This window comes from Pseudofulvimonas gallinarii, assembly GCF_004343305.1.
Lineage (GTDB): Bacteria > Pseudomonadota > Gammaproteobacteria > Xanthomonadales > UBA2363 > Pseudofulvimonas > Pseudofulvimonas gallinarii.
In genome coordinates this window covers 57,939-74,204 of sequence record NZ_SMAF01000003.1, presented here as the reverse complement: position 1 = coordinate 74,204, position 16,266 = coordinate 57,939, and the positions used below count along the sequence as shown (strand labels likewise).

The window sequence follows — 16,266 nt, the reverse complement described above, 5'->3', positions numbered from 1 at the left end:
GCCCTGTGACATCGCATCGCGGCGCTCATACGGCCAGTTTGGCGTAACGCGGCGCCAGGCGATGGATGGCGAAGATCGCGATGACCAGCAGCACGATGGATCCGCCCGCGGCCTTGGCGAGAAGGATCCAGTCCGGCCATTGCCCACGCATCAGGATGTCGCGCGCCGACTCCAGGATGCCGACCAGCGGATTCAGCGCCACCCAGCTGCGGTAGGGCTCGCTCAGCGAGCCCAGCGAGAAGACGACGCCGGACACGAACATCATCGCCATCAGCGCGTTCTCGATGACGAAACGGATGTCCGGCACGAACGGGACGATGGCGGCAGCCGCCACGCCGCAGGCGGTCGCCAGCAGCAGCAGCACGCCGAACACCAGCGGCAGCGCCACGTAGCCGCGCCATGGGCCATAGCCCAGCGACCACAGGATCAGCAGCAGCACGGCGAACACAAACAGGAACTTGACAGTATCGCTGACCACCACGGTCAGCGGGAAAAGCAGCACCGGCAGGCGCACCTGGCGCATCATCGGTATGTTGAGCCAGATCGCGTAGCCGCCGTGGCTGATGCAGGACTTGAACCACTGCCACAGCGTGAGGCCGATGATCAGGAACGGGATATAGTCCGGGTCGCGCATGCCCATCAGCACGCCGAAGGCGACATAGAACACGGCCATGAACATGGCCGGCTCAAGCAGCCACCAGACGAACCCCAGGTAGCTGCGCGCGGACTCCGCCTTCAGCTCCGCGTAGGCGCTGAACCAGAGCAGCTCGAGGAAACGCACGGTGGCGGGTGCGGCTTACTCCGCGGCGCGGCGCTTGGCCGGTGCGCGGAAGGTCGGCGTGAACTTCTCACGGGCACCGGACGTGGAGATGGCCTCGACGTAGTACCAGTAGTCCTTGCACGGGTCGATGCTGTCGTCACGGAAGCTGTACTGGTGCGGTTCGTCGGACGTGCCGGCCCCGAGGATCGGCGATCCGGTAAGGCGCTCGAAGGGACCTTCCTCGCTGTCACCACGATAGACATCGAAACCGAAGTTCTCCAGCTCGCTGGCCGTCGACCACTTCGGAGTATTGGCGATCCGCTCCTCGGCGGGACGCGAGCCCTGGTCGCCACACTCGCCCACCGGGATTTCCGGGGCGGCGGGTGCCGCGGGCGCGGGCGCCGGTGCGCTGGCCGTTTCCGTTGCCGCCTTGTCCGCCGCCGGTGCCGGAGCGGGCGATTCGGACGAGGAGCAGGCAGCCAGCACGAGGCCGGCGGCGAACAGCGCGATCAGGCGGGACATGGGCGACTCCGGTGAAGGTCTGCAATCCAGACGCGCACCATAGCGGAATGCCGCGGTCAGCGGCAAACGGACCCGGCTCGTCGGCGTTGATTGCCTGGCGCGAAAAGCAGACCGGCGCGTGCCGGTCAGGGCATGCGCACCAGGAAGCGCGCACCACCCAGTGCGCCGGAACGGCCGACGTCGAGGCTGCCACGATAGGCGCGCAGGATGTCCTGGACGATGGCCATGCCGATGCCATGTCCTTCGACGCGCTCGTCACCACGCACGCCGCGCTTGAGGACATCGGCGATACGGTCTTCCGGAATGCCCGGCCCGTCGTCCTCCACGGCCATTTCAAGGCCGGGACGGCGGCCGCCCGGCAAGTCGACCCGGCTGACGCTCAACAGGACACGGCCACGCGCCCACTTGAACGCGTTTTCGAGCAGGTTGCCCATCAGCTCCAGCAGGTCACCGCGCTCGCCATGGAAGCGCGCTTTCGGGTCGATCTCGAATTCGCAGATCACGCCGCGACTGGCGTAGACCTTCTCCAGGCTGCGCACGATCTCTTCCGCCGCCGGCTCGATGGCAAGCGGAGCGGCGAAGGTCTGGTGGCCGGACGTCGCCGCGCGCGACAACTGGTAGGCGACGATCTCGTCCATGCGGCGGACCTGCGCCAGCAGTTCCTCCTGCTCGCCCGCACATGGACCCTCGGCGGAAGCCTCGAGACGCGTGCGCATCACTGCCAGCGGTGTCTTCAGGCTGTGTGCAAGGTCACCCAGCGTGTTGCGATAGCGGACCAGGTGTTCGCGTTCGGTGACGATGAAATCGTTGACACTTTCGGTCAGGCCCTTGAGCTCGCGCGGATAGCGGTCGGAAAGGCGCTGCGCGGTCCCGTCCTCGATCCGCGCCAGCTCGATCTGGACGCGACGCAGCGGCGACAGACCCCACCGGAACATCAGCAGCATGAGGACCAGCAGCATCACGCCGGCCGCCCCCAGATAGAACCACAGCGTCTGGCGGAACACGACGACCTGGCCACGCAGGCCGGAGGCATGTTCGGCAATGTGGATCGTCAGGCGCAGTTCGTCCTGGTCGGCCAGTTCCCAGACGACGCCGTAGCTGAGCAGGTAGATCTCGCCGACCGGGCTGGGCAGCGGCCCCTGGAAACTCATCTCGCCCGGCGCGAGCTCGCCCTCGAACGGCAGGTCACGCGCCAGCGCCGACGCCGACTCCCAGCGCAGTTCTTCGCCGGTGATGCCGGCATACAGGCCCGAGCCCGGCTGGTCGAAACGCGGTTCGGGCGCCACTTCCGGCAATACCAGCCGGCGGGAAACCGTGGGATCGGAGCCGGCGATATAGGCCCAGACGTAACTCTGCAACCGGTCGCGCAGCGCGGTCAGCGCGCTTTCGCGGAAGGCCTGATCTAGCGCGAAGCCGGTCAGGCCGAGGAAGGCGACCAGCGCCGCCGCCACCACCAACAGCAACCGCGATTGCAGCGACCATGGTCGCACCGGCCTACCCCTTGAAGACCCGCCCAGCCGGTGCTGGTGCGGATCGTTGCTGAATGTCCGGCGGCGGGTCGCCGCCGGTGTGCCGTCGCATCAGGACCCGCCGCGGGCGGGGCCTGACGGCTACTCCGAACGCGGGATGGAGAAGCGGTAACCGCGACCACGCACGGTGTCGATCGGCTTCAGCGTGCCTTCCGGGTCCAGCTTGCGACGCAGGCGGCCGATGAAGACCTCGAGCACATTGGAGTCGCGGTCGAAGTCCTGCTGGTAGATGTGTTCGGTCAGCTCCGCCTTCGACACCAGTTCGCCGGCGTGCATCATCAGGTATTCGAGCACCTTGTACTCGTAGCTGGTCAGCTCGACCATTTCGTCGTTGACACTGACGGTCTGCGCCGTCGTGTCCATGACCACCGGCCCGCACTGGATCAACGGCTTGCTCCAGCCGCTGGCGCGGCGCATCAGCGCGTTCATGCGCGCCAGCAGTTCCTCGACGTGGAAGGGCTTGACCAGGTAGTCGTCGGCGCCGGTCTTGAGCCCTTCGACCTTGTCCTGCCAGCTGCCGCGGGCGGTCAGCACGAGGATCGGGAAGCGGCAGTTTTCCTCGCGCAGCTTCTCGATCAGCTCCATGCCGTTCATGCGCGGCAGGCCCAGGTCGATGATCGCCAGGTCGAACGGCACCTCCTTGCCGAGGAACAGTCCTTCCTCGCCATCGGCGGCGGTATCCACCGCATAGCCTTCGCGCTTCAGTCGTGCCGCCAGCGTCTCGCGCAGCGGGGCTTCGTCTTCAACCAGCAGGATGCGCATCGATCGTCTCCCTGTCGTTGCAGCGGCTCAGCGGCGTGGCCCGCCACGGCTCTGTTTGGTGATAACCCGGACGCGGCCATCGGGCGTCAGGACCTTGATACGGTACAGCTCGCGGGGCCCTGCGCGGACGATATCCGCAGCCAGGACCCGGCCGCCGGTTTCGCGCTGAACCTCGTCGATGGCTTCCTGCAGGCTCCCCGAGCGATCGCGCGCCTGCGCGTCCGGCACGGCAACGAAGCCGGCGGCACACACGAGGAAGAGGATTCGAAGGACAAAGGTCATGGATGGGGCGGCATTGTTGTGGGCCGACCGACGCAGTGCAAGCCGGTACCGGGTCCGGCCAGACTACGGCAAGGGATTGAATTCGTGCTGAACTTGTTCAGACCCGAACCCGTTTGGTTCAGAACCGGGGCACGCCAGGCCAGCATCAGAACAGCTCCGCCACGCAGCATCGCAGCGAACCGCCGGCTTTTTCGACCTCGTCCAGCTCGACGTCCCGGATGCGCCAGCCCATGTCGGCGAATCGCTCCCGGTTCGCCGCGGTCAATCCGCCGGCCGCGGCGGCGCTCATCCAGACGCTGTCATCGCGCAAGGCAATGCAGTTGCCCGCGAATGCATTCTTTTCCGCAGCCGACAATTCGATCACCGACCCCGCGTAGGCCGACTTCAGCGCCACGGCGGCATCGGCGTCGGCGAAACCTTCGCGGCACAGGACCAGGGTCCGCCCGGCAAGCACGCTCATCACCACGTTGGTGTGGTATTCGCCTGCCGCCAGTTCGAATGCATACGTCAGGCGCAGGCCGAAGGCCTCGTGCATGGCCCGCGCCCCGGCCAGGTCGCAGCGCTCGCCGAGGCCGCAGTAGCCGACGCCATGTCGACGGTCGATCACCAGCGAGCCGGTCAGCTCGGCCACCACACCCTGTCCCGCCAGATCGACCTCCATATAGCCGAGTACATCGCGAAAGAACGCGCGGATGTCGCCGCGACCGGTTTCGCGCTGCCGCTCCGGGTAGCGCATGGCGCCCCGGATGAGGCGTCCGGGCACCGTCGCGAAGGCGTTGTTGAGGAAAGTCGCATCCGGCGTTGCCTCGTCGCCCGGGAATACCCAGGCAGGCAGCTCCGATGCCAGGGCTGCCGCCAGTGAACGGTGCTGTTCGTGCAGGCGCGCAGCATCCACCGAACGGGAGGGGTCCATGTAGCGGTTGTCGGCGCTGGTGACGGCGGCGGCAGTCAACCCGTCCGGTGCCAGCAGCATGGCGCCGCGTGCAACCGGGGCGCCCCAGTCCTCGGCCGGCAGCGCCTGCCAGGCGGCGCTGAATTCCCCGGGACGCGTGACCAGCATCAGGCCGCTTCCGCCAGGCCGGGATCCAGGGACGCCAGTGCGCGTTCCACAACCGCCCAGCCGGCACCGGCGAGACGGCCCTCTTCGGTGAGTATCCGGCGGAAGCTGCGGCCACCATGCAGGCCGTGTCCAAGTCCCAGCCAGTGCCTGACGATCATGGCCAGGCGGTCGCCTGCCGCCAGTCGCGCCTCGACATACGGGCGCAGCTCGCGGACCAGCGCGATGCGATCCGGAAGCGGCCGCGAATCGAGCGCTTGCGCCAGTTCGGCGAGGATCCACGGCGTGTGGTAGGCCGCGCGTCCGAGCATCACCCCATCGACCTTGGGCAGCACCGATTTCACCGCGCCGACGGTGGCGAGGCCCCCGTTGAGCACGATCGTGAGCTGCGGGTGTTCATGCTTCAGCCGGAACACGCGTTCGTAGTCCAGCGGTGGAATCTCCCGGTTTTCCTTCGGACTGAGGCCCTTCAGCCATGCCTTGCGCGCGTGCACGATGAAGGTGCGGCAGCCCGCCTCCGCCACCGTGGCGACGAAACGCTCCAGGCCCTCGTAATCGTCCTGGTCGTCGACGCCAATGCGGCACTTCACCGTCACCGGCACCCGCGAAGGAACGGCGGCGATCATCGCCGCCACGCAGTCTGCGACACGCGCGGGTTCGCGCATCAGGCAGGCGCCGAAGGTGCCTTCCTGCACACGTTCGCTGGGACAGCCGCAGTTGAGGTTGATCTCGTCGTAGCCCTCATCGGCACCGATGCGGGCGGCCTGTGCCAGCAGTGCCGGCTCGCTGCCGCCCAGTTGCAACGCCAGGGGATGTTCCTCGTCGCTGTAGCCGAGCAGGCGTGCGCGGTCGCCGCGGACTACCGCCTGCGCGTGCACCATTTCGGTATAGAGCAGCGCAGCGGGCGCCAGGCGACGGTGCAGGACGCGGCAATGCCGGTCTGTCCAGTCCATCATGGGCGCGACGCTCAGCTGGCGGTTGACGGGGTCCATCGGTCCGGGCTCATTCGGAAGCGGGCTAGTGTAACCGGCCTGCCTGAACCGGCCCGGCCGCGTGCCGGGCATCGCAGATCCTGCCGCTGGCCGCGCCTGTCCTTGGCGACGCCTACAATGCCGGCATGAGCACACTCCTGCTGATCGACGGATCGTCCTACCTGTTCCGCGCCTTCCATGCCCTGCCGCCCTTGACCAATCGCGAGGGTGAACCCACGGGCGCGCTGTTCGGCGTCTTCAACATGCTGCGCAAGCACCTGGCCGATCGACCGGACCATGTCGCCGTGGTCTTCGATGCCTCAGGCCCGACCTTCCGCGAGGAACTGGACCCGCAGTACAAGGCCAACCGGCCGCCGATGCCGGACGACCTGCGCGTGCAGATCGAACCGCTGCACGCACTGGTGCGTGCCCTGGGCCTGCCGCTGTTGCGCATCGAGGGCGTCGAGGCGGACGACGTGATCGGCACCCTCGCCCGGCAAGGCGCCGCGGCCGGCCTGCAGGTGACGATCTCGACGTCCGACAAGGATTTCGCCCAGCTGGTGGACGACCGCATCGGCCTGGTCAACACCATGTCCGGCAGCGCCCTGGACCGGGACGGCGTGATCGGCAAGTTCGGCGTGCCGCCCGAGCGCATCATCGACTACCTCGCCCTGATGGGCGACAGCATCGACAACGTGCCCGGCGTCGAGAAATGCGGCCCGAAGACCGCCGCGAAATGGCTCGCGGAATTCGGCAGTCTGGATGCGATCATGGCCGCGGCCGACACCTTCAAGGGCAAGCTCGGCGAAAACCTGCGCACCGCCCTTCCACGCCTGCCCTTGAACCGCGAGCTGGTGACCATCCGCACCGACGTGCCGCTGGAACTCGGCCCCGGGCAGCTGCGCCCGGGCGAACCCGATCGCGAAGCATTGCGACAGATCTACACGCGCTACGGTTTCACGGCGGCGCTGCGCGAGCTCGATGGCGGCGGCGCCGTTTCCGAAACCGCGGGCGCGCCTGCGGCGACCGGCGCCGCGGCCGTCCCGACGCCCGCTGGCGACAGCATCGAACGCCACTATGACCTGGTGCTCGACGAAGCGACCTGGGCCGGCTGGCTGCAACGGCTGCGCGACGCCGACTGCTTCGCCTTCGACACCGAGACCACCGGACTGGACCCGCAGCGCGCGACGCTGGTCGGCCTGTCGCTGGCGGTCGCGCCCGGCATCGCCTGCTACGTGCCGCTGGCGCACGACGGTCCGGGCGTCGCCCCGCAGTTGCCGGCCGCGAAGGTGCTGGCGGACCTTGCACCCCTGCTGGCCGACCCGATGAAAAAGCGCGTCGCCCAGAACGGCAAGTACGACCTGCACATCCTGCGTCGTGCCGGCATCGAGGTCGCCGATGTCACCTTCGACACCATGCTCGAGTCCTACGTTTTCAACGCCACCGCGACGAGGCACGACATGGATTCGCTCGCCGCCCGCTACCTCGGTGTCACGACGATCAAGTACGACGACGTCACCGGCAAGGGCAGCAAGCGCATCGGCTTCAGCCAGGTCGACCTCGGGACGGCGACCCGCTACGCCGCCGAGGATGCGGACGTCACCCTGCGCCTGCACCAGGTGCTGTGGCCGCTGCTGCAGGACGAGCCCGGTCCGCGCGATGTGTTCACGCGGATCGAAATGCCGCTGGTGCCGGTTCTCGGCCGCGTCGAGGCCAATGGCGTGCTGATCGACCGCGACATGCTCGTCGAACAGGGACGCCACCTGCGCCAGCGCATGCTGGAACTGGAGCAGCAGGCCCATGCCATGGCCGGCCGCGCTTTCAGCCTGGATTCGCCGAAACAGCTGCAGGCGATCCTGTACCAGGAACTGGGCCTGCCGGTGGCATTCAAGACCGCCACCGGCCAGCCGTCCACCAACGAGGAAGCGCTGGACGCCCTGGCCGACCAGCATCCACTGCCGCGCGTGATCCTCGATTACCGCAGCCTGGCCAAGCTGGTCTCGACCTACACCGACAAGCTCATCGAACAGATCAACCCCGATACCGGGCGCGTGCACACCTGCTACCACCAGGCGGTCGCCGCAACCGGCCGGCTGTCGTCGTCGGATCCGAACCTGCAGAACATCCCGGTGCGCAGCGAGGAAGGCCGCCGCATCCGCCAGGCCTTCATCGCTCCGCCGGGCTGGAAGATCCTCGCCGCCGACTATTCGCAGATCGAGCTGCGGATCATGGCGCACCTCAGCGACGACGAGGGGCTGCTGGCGGCGTTCCGCAGCGGCCTGGACATCCATCGCGCCACCGCCGCCGAAGTGCTGGGCAAACCGCTCGACGAGGTCAGCGCCAATGAACGTCGCGCCGCGAAGGCGGTGAACTTCGGCCTGATCTACGGCATGGGTGCGTTTGGACTGGCGCGCCAGCTCGGCATCGACCGCGGCGAGGCGCAGCACTACATCGACCGTTACTTCGCCCGCTATCCCGGCGTCCGCGCCTTCATGGAAAGCACACGCGAACAGGCGCGCGAGCGCGGTCATGTCGAAACCGTCTTCGGGCGCCGCCTCTACCTGAACGACATCCGCGCGCGCAACGCGAATCTCCGCCAGGCCGCCGAACGCGCCGCCATCAACGCACCGATGCAGGGCACCGCCGCCGACATCATCAAGCGCGCGATGATCGACCTGGACGCCTGCGTGAGGCGGCGTGAGTTTCCGGCGAAAATGATCATGCAGGTGCATGACGAACTGGTATTCGAAGTGCGCGAAGATGCGCTGGAAGAGGCTCGCGCGTTGATCACCGAACGCATGTGTGCCGCGGCGGAACTTAAGATTCCGTTAGTCGTTGACGCAGGCATCGGCGACAACTGGGATCAAGCCCACTGACAGCTGAACACCCCAACTTCTTTCACTGGAACTTCGCCGCCGAACGCGCGTCAATATGCGCGACTGGCCGTGAGGCCCGTCAGGTTCACCCTCCTCCCTGGTGAACCGAAAAACGATAAGGCTGTTTCCTCCCCTAGGCAGCCTTGTAACCGGCCCCGGACGTTGACCCCTAACGTCCGGGGTTTTTATTTGCAGCATCCGTTACGGCCGTCCGGTTCAGGGCAGTTCCGCCAGCCAGTCGCGCGGACGCAGGTAGTCGGCCAGGCGGGCTTCGGCAGACCCGGCCTCGGGTTGGTAGCCATATTCCCAGCGCACCAGCGGCGGCAGGCTCATCAGGATCGATTCGGTGCGGCCACCGCTCTGCAGGCCGAACAGCGTGCCGCGGTCGAACACCAGGTTGAATTCGACATAGCGGCCGCGGCGGTACAACTGGAACTGGCGCTCGCGCTCGCCATACGGCGCGTCCTTCCGGGCGCGGACGATCGGCAGGTAGGCATCGAGGAAACCTTCGCCGACCGCTCGCGTGTAGCCGAAGCTGGCATCGAAACCGTCCTCGTTCAGGTCGTCATAGAACAGGCCGCCGACGCCGCGCGTCTCGCCGCGGTGGCGCAGGTGGAAATACTCGTCGCACCAGCGCTTGTGCGCCTGGTAGCGCGCTTCTCCGCCCCAGGGTTCGCAGACCGACCTGGCCACTTCGTGCCAGTGCCGGATGTCGGCATCGACCGGATAGAACGGGGTCAGGTCGAAACCGCCACCGAACCACCACACAGGCTCGCCTTCGCTCGGCCTGGCCTGGAAGTAGCGCACGTTCATGTGCGTGGTGGGGACGTGCGGATTGCGCGGATGGAACACCAGGGACACGCCGACGGCCTGCCAGGGAGCGCCCGCCAGTTGCGGCCGGCGCGCACTGGCCGCCGCCGGCAGGGCTTCGCCGCCGACGCTGGAGAAACCGACGCCGGCCTGTTCGAACACCGCACCCTGCTTGAGAACGCGCGAACGCCCGCCGCCGCCTTCCGGCCGCTGCCAGGCGTCCTCGCTGAAGGCGGCCCCGCCGTCCAGCTGTTCGATGGCAGCGCAGATGCGGTCCTGCAGGCCCTGCAGGAATTCCGTGACGGCGTGGATGTCGGGTGTGCCCTGCTGCATGACGCTCTCCTTGCATTCTTTTCGCCGCGCCGGAACGGCATTCCAGCGCAGCCATTCCTGACCCGTTGACGCATGACCCCGGCCAACGACGGGTTTGCCGGCAGTGCGCCATGTTAGTAGCGGCGCGCCGTGGTGCGCGGCAGCATGCCCCAGGCGGACGGCACCGTATGCTTGCCGCGCATGAATGCCGCCCTCATCCAACCGCCTACCGTCCCCGCGCTGCTGAGTGGACCCCGCCTGCGCGCCGCGCTGATCGCCGGATGCCGCCGCGTGCTTGCCCGGCGCGACCACCTGAATCGCATCAACGTATTCCCGGTGCCTGATGGCGATACCGGCACCAACCTGGCGTTCACGCTCAATGCCGTGCTCGGCAGTGCGCGGCGCGGTCGCGGCAAGGATGTCGGTGACCTGCTGGCGCGCGTGGCGCGCGACGCGGTCGATGGCGCGCGCGGCAACTCAGGCGCCATCTTCGCGCAGTTCTTCCAGGGTCTCGCCGACGCGCTGGGTCGCCGCAGCGTCGCCGATGCCTCGACGCTGGCGAACGCCACCGAAGCGGCGGCGCGCTCGGCGCGAGGCGCGCTGGCACAGCCGAGGGAAGGCACGATCCTCAGCGTGATCGGCGATTTCGCGGCCGAGCTGCGGCGCCAGGCCGAGCGGGGCGTCGCCGACTTGCGCGCGCAATTCACCCAGGCACTGCATCGTGCCCGGCAGTCGCTGGCGGACACGCCCCGCCAGTTGCCGGTCCTCCGCGCCGCGGGCGTGGTCGATGCCGGCGCCGCCGGCTTCGTGGATTTCCTGGAAGGCGTCGAGGAATGGCTGGAAAACGGCCGGCGGGCGCTGCGCCTTCCGCCAGGGCTGCGCCCGGTCACGACGGTCAACGACACCGACGTGCACCTGGAATCGGTCGAAACCGACAGTCGCTACCGCTACTGCAGCGAGTGCGTGGTGACCGGAACCGGTCTGGACCCCACGCACATCCGCGCCGCGCTGGATGCGCTGCCGCTGGATTCGCTGGTCGTCGCCGGTGGTCGCGAACGCATCCGCGTCCATGCCCATATCGATTCGCCGAACCGGCTGTTCGAGGCGCTGGCGGCTTTCGGCGAAGTCGCCCAGCGCAAGGCGGACGACATGCACGCCCAGGCACGCCTGCGCGCCTCGGCCTTCCAGCCGGTGCGCGTCGTCTGTGACTCCGCCGCCGACCTGCCCGCCAGCGAGGTCGAACGACTCGGCATCGGCGTGATCCCGGTGCGCGTCGTTGCCGGTGAAGAGGATTTCCTGGACCGCATCACGCTGTCGGCGGACGAGCTGTACGCCCGCCTGCGCCAGGATCCGACGCCGTTGCGCACGTCGCAGCCGCCGGCGGGCGATTTCCGCCGTTCGTTCGAACTGACACGGGGCCATTGCGACGACGTCGTCGCCCTCGACGTATCCAGCCGGGTCTCCGGCACCTGGCAGGCCGCCGTCAGTGCCGCCCGCGATACCGACCCCGATCACATCCATGTCATCGATACGCTGTCCGCGTCCTGTGGCCAGGCGCTGGTGACACTGAGCGCCGCCGAATGTGCGGCGGCCGGTGGCGGTGTCGCGCAGGTGCGCGCCGCCGCGGCGCAGGCGATGGAGAACACGCGCGTCTATGCGCTGATCGCCGATCTGCGCTACGGCGTTGCCGGCGGTCGCGTGCCGCCGCTGCTGAAACGGCTGGCCGACCTGCTGCGCCTGCGCATGCTGATCACCATTCGGGACGGCAGGATCAAGCCGTTCGGCGCACTGCGCGCGCGCGGCCCGCTGATGGAACGGTTTGCGGACCGCGTCCTGCGACGGCAGGGCAAGGACCGGCGATGGCGCGCGATCGTCGCCCATTGCGACGCCGGTGACGAGGCGGCCGCCCTGGCGGGGGCGCTGCGTGAACGCATGAAGGGACTCGACAAGATCTGGGTGACGGAGTGCGGACCGGCGCTTGGCTGCCATGCCGGCCCCGGCACCGTCGTCGTCGGCCTGCAGCGGCTGCCGGACTCCGCCAGCGACGATCCGGTGCAGCCTTGATCGCGCTCGCGATCAAGCTGCTGCTCGCCTATCTGGTGGGCAGCATCGTCGGCAGCCTCGTCCTCGGTCACCTGCGCGGCATCGACATCCGCAAGGCCGGCAGCGGCAATGCCGGTGCGACCAATGCATTCCGGACCCAAGGCTGGACATTCGCGCTGATGGTCGCGGCCATCGATGTCGGCAAGGGCGCGCTGGCCGCGCTGGTGATCGCCCGCCTCGATCTCTTCGGCCAGACGCCTGTGGCGATGTCGCAGGCGTCCGTCGGGCTGGCCTGCGCCCTGGCGGCCGCAGTGGGACACTGCTATCCGGTCTGGCATGGATTCCGCGGCGGCAAGGCCGCCGGCACGCTGTTCGGGGGCGTGCTGGCCCTGTCCGCCTGGCTGGCGCTGGCCATGCTGGCGGTCTGGCTGCTGGTGCTGGCCAGCACCGGCTACGTTGGCCTGGCCTCGGTGATGGCCGCGGTGTCGTTCCCGATCATCCTGCTGCTGACGCCGCTGCGCGCCGACGCGGCGCTGGTTCTGGTGGCCGTCGCCGCCGCGGCACTGCTGGTCTGGAAGCACCGCGCCAACCTTGCCCGCCTTCGTGCCGGAAGCGAACCGCGTTTCCAGCGCGCGCGCGTCCTGGCCCGCCTGTTTGCACGGCGGAAACGCTGAACACCCTTCCGTCGGCGGCGACGATCGCCGACACTTCGCCCATGCGCCTGGTGATCAAGCTCGGCACGTCGACCGTGACCGGCGGCGGTGCCGCACCCGATCGCGCCCGCCTCGCCGGCGTCGCGCGCAGCTTGCGTCGCCTGTGCGACGCCGGCCACCAGCCGGTACTGGTCAGTTCCGGCGCCGTTGCCGCCGGCCGCGCCTTGCGTCCGGACATCGCCGCCGGCCGCAACGTGCCGCACAAGCAGATGCTCTCCGCGCTCGGCCAACCCGCGCTGATGGCGCTGTACACCGCGCTGTTCGCCGATGAAGGCCTGCAGGTCGCGCAGATCCTGCTCACCCACGCCGATGTTGAACATCGCCGTCGCTACCTCAACGCGCGCACCACGCTGCTGGGGCTGATCGATGCCGGCATCGTGCCGGTGGTGAACGAAAACGACACGCTGGCGACGGCGGAAATCCGTGTCGGCGACAACGACCAGTTGTCGGCGCTCATCGCCGGACTCGTGGACGCGCCACTGCTGGTGCTGCTCACCGACCAGGACGGGCTGTTCGACGCCGATCCGCGCCGCAACGCGGACGCGCGCCTGGTCACCGACATCTCCGAGGATCCGATCCCCGACGTGCTCTGGGAGGCGGCCGGTGGCAGCACGGGCGGACTCGGGACCGGCGGCATGCTGACCAAGCTGCGTGCCGCCGAGATCGCGCGGCGGGCCGGCACCGACACGGTGATCGCGAACGGACAGGACAGCGCGGTGATCGAACGTCTGCTGGCTGGCGAAGCGGTCGGCACCCGCATCCGCGCCGGCATTGCGCCGCGCGAGGCACGCAAGCGCTACATCCTCGCCGGCGGCCGTGCGCGCGGCGCCATCGTGGTCGACGCCGGTGCTGAAACCGCGCTCGGCGCCGGCCGCAGCCTGCTCGCGGTCGGTGTGACGACGACCGATGGCGACTTCGGCCGTGGCGACACCGTTGAAGTCCGAGGGCCCGCCGGCCGGCTGCTCGCGCGCGGGATCGCCAACTACAGCGCCGCCGAACTGCTGCGCATCGCCGGACGCCGTTCCGGCGACATCGAAACCGTGCTCGGCTACCACTACGGGCCCGAGGCGATCCACCGCAACGACCTGGTCACCCTATGAGCGCACTGGCTCCCCAAATCGCCCGCGCGGCGCGCACTGCGCTGCCGGCGCTGACCGGCGCCGATATCGGCCGGCGCAACGGCTTCCTCGGCTGCCTCTCGCGGCGCCTGCGCTGCGGCAGCGACCGCCTGCTTGCCGCCAATCACGAGGACATGCAGCGCGCGCAGTCGCTGCCGGAAAGCCTGCAGGACCGCCTCCGCCTGACGCCGGCGCGCATCGACGCCCTCGCCACCGCCGTCGAACACCTCGCCGCGCTGCCCGATCCGCTCGGGCAGCGCTTCGATGCCCGGGTCCTCGACAACGGGCTGCGACTGCACCGGCGCCGGGTGCCGCTGGGCGTGCTGGGCGTGATCTACGAGGCACGTCCCAATGTCACGCTGGACATTGCCGCCCTGGCGATCAAGACCGGCAATGCGGCGGTGCTGCGCGGTGGAAAAGAGGCGCTGGCCAGCAATCGCGCACTGGTCGCCTGCGTGCACGACGCGCTGCGCGAGGCGGGATTGCCGGACAGCGCGATCGGCTTCATCGATACCGGCAACCGCGACGAAGTCCTTGCGCTGCTCGGCTGCGGTGACGACGTCGACCTGGTGATCCCGCGCGGCGGCGCCGACCTGCACGCCTTCTGCCGGCAACATGCGCGCATGCCGGTGGTGACCGGCGGCATAGGCATCTGCCATCTCTACGTCGACCGCGATGTCGATGCCGGGCGCGCGCTCGACGTCATCCACAATGCGAAGACGCAACGACCGACCGTCTGCAACGCGCTCGACACGGTGCTCGTGCACCGGGACATCGCCATCCATTTCGTTCCCGCACTGGTCCGCCGCCTGCGTGACGCCGGTGTCGAGCTTCGCCTGGACGCCGCGGCCCTGGCCACCCTCGACGCAGCCGGGCGCGACGAAGGTGTCGTGGCCGCCGTTGACGGGGATTATGACCGCGAGTGGCTGTCGCTGGTGCTCGGCGTCGCCGTCGTCGGCGACATGGATGCGGCGATCGCCCATATCCGCGCCCACAGCAGCGGCCATTCCGACGGCATCCTCTGCAATGACCCGGTGCTGGCGGCACGTTTCCTGGACGAGGTCGATTCGGCGGCGGTGTACTGGAACGCCAGCACCCGCTTCACCGACGGCGGCGAATTCGGTCTGGGCGCCGAGGTCGCCGTGTCGACGCAGCGCGTGCATGCCCGCGGCCCGATGGGCCTGGAGCAGCTGACCAGCTACAAATGGGTCGTCGAGGGCGACTATCACGTCCGCGCCTGAGGGTACCTGCCGGCAGGACGCGGGCGTCGCAGTCGCATTTCGTGACCGGATTCACGTTTCCCCAAAACCTGCGCGTTGAGCGGCGAGCGCACCGCGAACCGTTCAGCGGCGGTTGAATTTTCACCCGGCACTGCTAGACTCTGGACTGCTTTTCGGATGAATTCCGGCTATGACTGTGGTCCCGTGTCGCGCGCTTCCGTTTTCCGCCGCATCGATGCGTAACGCATTGATCCTCCTGCTGGTCTGTGGCCTGACCGCCTGTGCTTCGGGCAGTCGCCAGTTCAAGCCGGAACTGCGTTTCGACCCGCCCAGCACGGAGTTCGAAGGCCTGCAGATCGGGCGTATGGAGCAGTGGAGCGCTCCACTGCCTGCGAACGCCGAAATCGAGGTCATCAACCCCTATGGTGACGTCTACGTCCGCCACAACCGCGGCGGATCCAACTTCGGCGTTTCCGGCGTCATCCAGCGACTGGGCCATGACCCCGCCATCGAGAACATCGACCTGCGCGCCGGCAAGGACCATGTCCGCGTGGAAGTCAGCTATCCCAAGGGCATCGACACCACGCCGGACGGATTCAACCGCCCCGGTCGCGTCGACCTCGCCGTGCTGGTGCCTCAGGGCACCACGCTTCGCGTCCGCACCCGCGATGGCGTCATCACCGGCAAGCGCGTGCGCGCCAACATCGAGGCGCGCTCGGAATCGGGCCTGATCAACCTGTCCACCACCGGCTGGATGGACCTGGCCTCCGACTCCGGCCGCATCCAGATGGTGCTCATCGGCGAGCGCTGGAACCACGAACACAAGGCTGAAACGCGCAGTGGATCGATCGAGGTCGAGTTCCCGACCAAGGCGCCGCTGGCGGTCCACGCGCAGACGTCCGGCACCATCAAGGTCGAGCCGGAAGCGCTGGCCCAGCATCTCGTCCTCGACGGCCACACGCTCAGTGGCCATTGGGGCGACGCCCCTGCCGCCCACCGCATCGATGCGAAGAGCGAGACCGGGGACATCAGTTTCACCCTGTATGGCTGGATGCGTGAATCGGTGGCGGATGCGCCTGCCGGTTCCCGACGCTGAACCGCACGGGGCGGATCCTGGCCGGGAAGGATCGACCGGACCGGCCGACTGTTTCAAGGGAGAGGTTTCCCCACGGAGGGGGAAAAGCGAGTAGCCCGACTGGACGGCCTCGCACCATGGCGCAACCCGTGTCCTGCCGTAACAGGCATGCGCGAGGTCGTTGAGAGTCTGTTTTGCCTGTTCAAGGAGCAACGA

The 16,266-nt window shown here is 68.4% G+C and carries 14 protein-coding genes; 6 read left to right on the top strand and 8 right to left on the bottom strand.

Annotated elements, in window-relative coordinates:
- Window positions 1-25: 25 nt before the first annotated feature.
- The 7 genes from EDC25_RS03255 to dusA all read right to left on the bottom strand — a co-directional run bounded on the left by EDC25_RS03255 (window position 26) and on the right by dusA (window position 5,904).
- Window positions 26-781 carry an ABC transporter permease gene (locus EDC25_RS03255; protein ID WP_123522704.1) on the bottom strand — a complete coding sequence of 252 codons (756 nt, stop codon included), beginning with the start codon at window positions 779-781 and terminating at the stop codon, window positions 26-28.
- 15 nt (window positions 782-796) lie between these two features.
- On the bottom strand, window positions 797-1,282 hold the full coding sequence (locus EDC25_RS03250; protein WP_123522705.1) for a hypothetical protein: 486 nt from the start codon (window positions 1,280-1,282) through the stop codon (window positions 797-799).
- 125 nt (window positions 1,283-1,407) lie between these two features.
- Window positions 1,408-2,772, bottom strand: coding sequence for an ATP-binding protein (locus tag EDC25_RS03245; RefSeq protein ID WP_240639688.1), 1,365 nt, complete (start codon window positions 2,770-2,772; stop codon window positions 1,408-1,410).
- 120 nt (window positions 2,773-2,892) lie between these two features.
- Window positions 2,893-3,573 carry a response regulator transcription factor gene (locus tag EDC25_RS03240; RefSeq protein WP_123522706.1) on the bottom strand — a complete coding sequence of 227 codons (681 nt, stop codon included), beginning with the start codon at window positions 3,571-3,573 and terminating at the stop codon, window positions 2,893-2,895.
- 27 nt (window positions 3,574-3,600) lie between these two features.
- Window positions 3,601-3,855 carry a PepSY domain-containing protein gene (locus EDC25_RS03235; protein ID WP_123522707.1) on the bottom strand — a complete coding sequence of 85 codons (255 nt, stop codon included), beginning with the start codon at window positions 3,853-3,855 and terminating at the stop codon, window positions 3,601-3,603.
- Window positions 3,856-4,000: 145 nt separating this feature from the next.
- Window positions 4,001-4,915, bottom strand: a complete 915-nt coding sequence (locus tag EDC25_RS03230; protein ID WP_123522708.1) for an arginine deiminase-related protein — start codon at window positions 4,913-4,915, stop codon at window positions 4,001-4,003.
- On the bottom strand, window positions 4,915-5,904 hold the full coding sequence (gene dusA, locus EDC25_RS03225; protein ID WP_123522709.1) for a tRNA dihydrouridine(20/20a) synthase DusA: 990 nt from the start codon (window positions 5,902-5,904) through the stop codon (window positions 4,915-4,917). The genes EDC25_RS03230 and dusA overlap by 1 nt, the downstream gene beginning before the upstream one ends.
- A 125-nt stretch (window positions 5,905-6,029) precedes the next feature.
- On the opposite strand from dusA, the gene polA reads away from it, so the two are divergent.
- Complete coding sequence (gene polA, locus EDC25_RS03220; RefSeq protein ID WP_123522710.1) at window positions 6,030-8,759, top strand: DNA polymerase I; 2,730 nt, start codon at window positions 6,030-6,032, stop codon at window positions 8,757-8,759.
- A gap of 216 nt (window positions 8,760-8,975) precedes the next feature.
- Here polA and hemF read toward each other — a convergent pair whose 3' ends face one another.
- Complete coding sequence (gene hemF, locus EDC25_RS03215; protein ID WP_123522711.1) at window positions 8,976-9,902, bottom strand: oxygen-dependent coproporphyrinogen oxidase; 927 nt, start codon at window positions 9,900-9,902, stop codon at window positions 8,976-8,978.
- 180 nt (window positions 9,903-10,082) lie between these two features.
- Between hemF and EDC25_RS03210 the strand changes: the two genes are divergently transcribed.
- The 5 genes from EDC25_RS03210 to EDC25_RS03190 all read left to right on the top strand — a co-directional run bounded on the left by EDC25_RS03210 (window position 10,083) and on the right by EDC25_RS03190 (window position 16,071).
- A complete protein-coding gene (locus tag EDC25_RS03210) occupies window positions 10,083-11,945 on the top strand; it encodes a DegV family protein (protein WP_164484120.1) in 1,863 nt (620 codons plus the stop codon).
- Window positions 11,942-12,598 (top strand): glycerol-3-phosphate 1-O-acyltransferase PlsY, encoded by a 657-nt coding sequence (gene plsY, locus EDC25_RS03205; protein ID WP_164484121.1) that lies wholly within the window; start codon window positions 11,942-11,944, stop codon window positions 12,596-12,598. Before EDC25_RS03210 ends, plsY begins: the two co-directional genes overlap by 4 nt.
- Window positions 12,599-12,639: 41 nt before the next feature.
- On the top strand, window positions 12,640-13,737 hold the full coding sequence (proB, locus tag EDC25_RS03200) for a glutamate 5-kinase (protein ID WP_123522714.1): 1,098 nt from the start codon (window positions 12,640-12,642) through the stop codon (window positions 13,735-13,737).
- Entirely contained in the window at window positions 13,734-14,996 is a 1,263-nt protein-coding gene (locus EDC25_RS03195) for a glutamate-5-semialdehyde dehydrogenase (RefSeq protein ID WP_123522715.1), read from the top strand. The genes proB and EDC25_RS03195 overlap by 4 nt, the downstream gene beginning before the upstream one ends.
- A 214-nt stretch (window positions 14,997-15,210) precedes the next feature.
- Window positions 15,211-16,071, top strand: a complete 861-nt coding sequence (locus EDC25_RS03190) for a DUF4097 family beta strand repeat-containing protein (RefSeq protein ID WP_132577226.1) — start codon at window positions 15,211-15,213, stop codon at window positions 16,069-16,071.
- The last annotated feature ends 195 nt before the right edge of the window (window positions 16,072-16,266 follow it).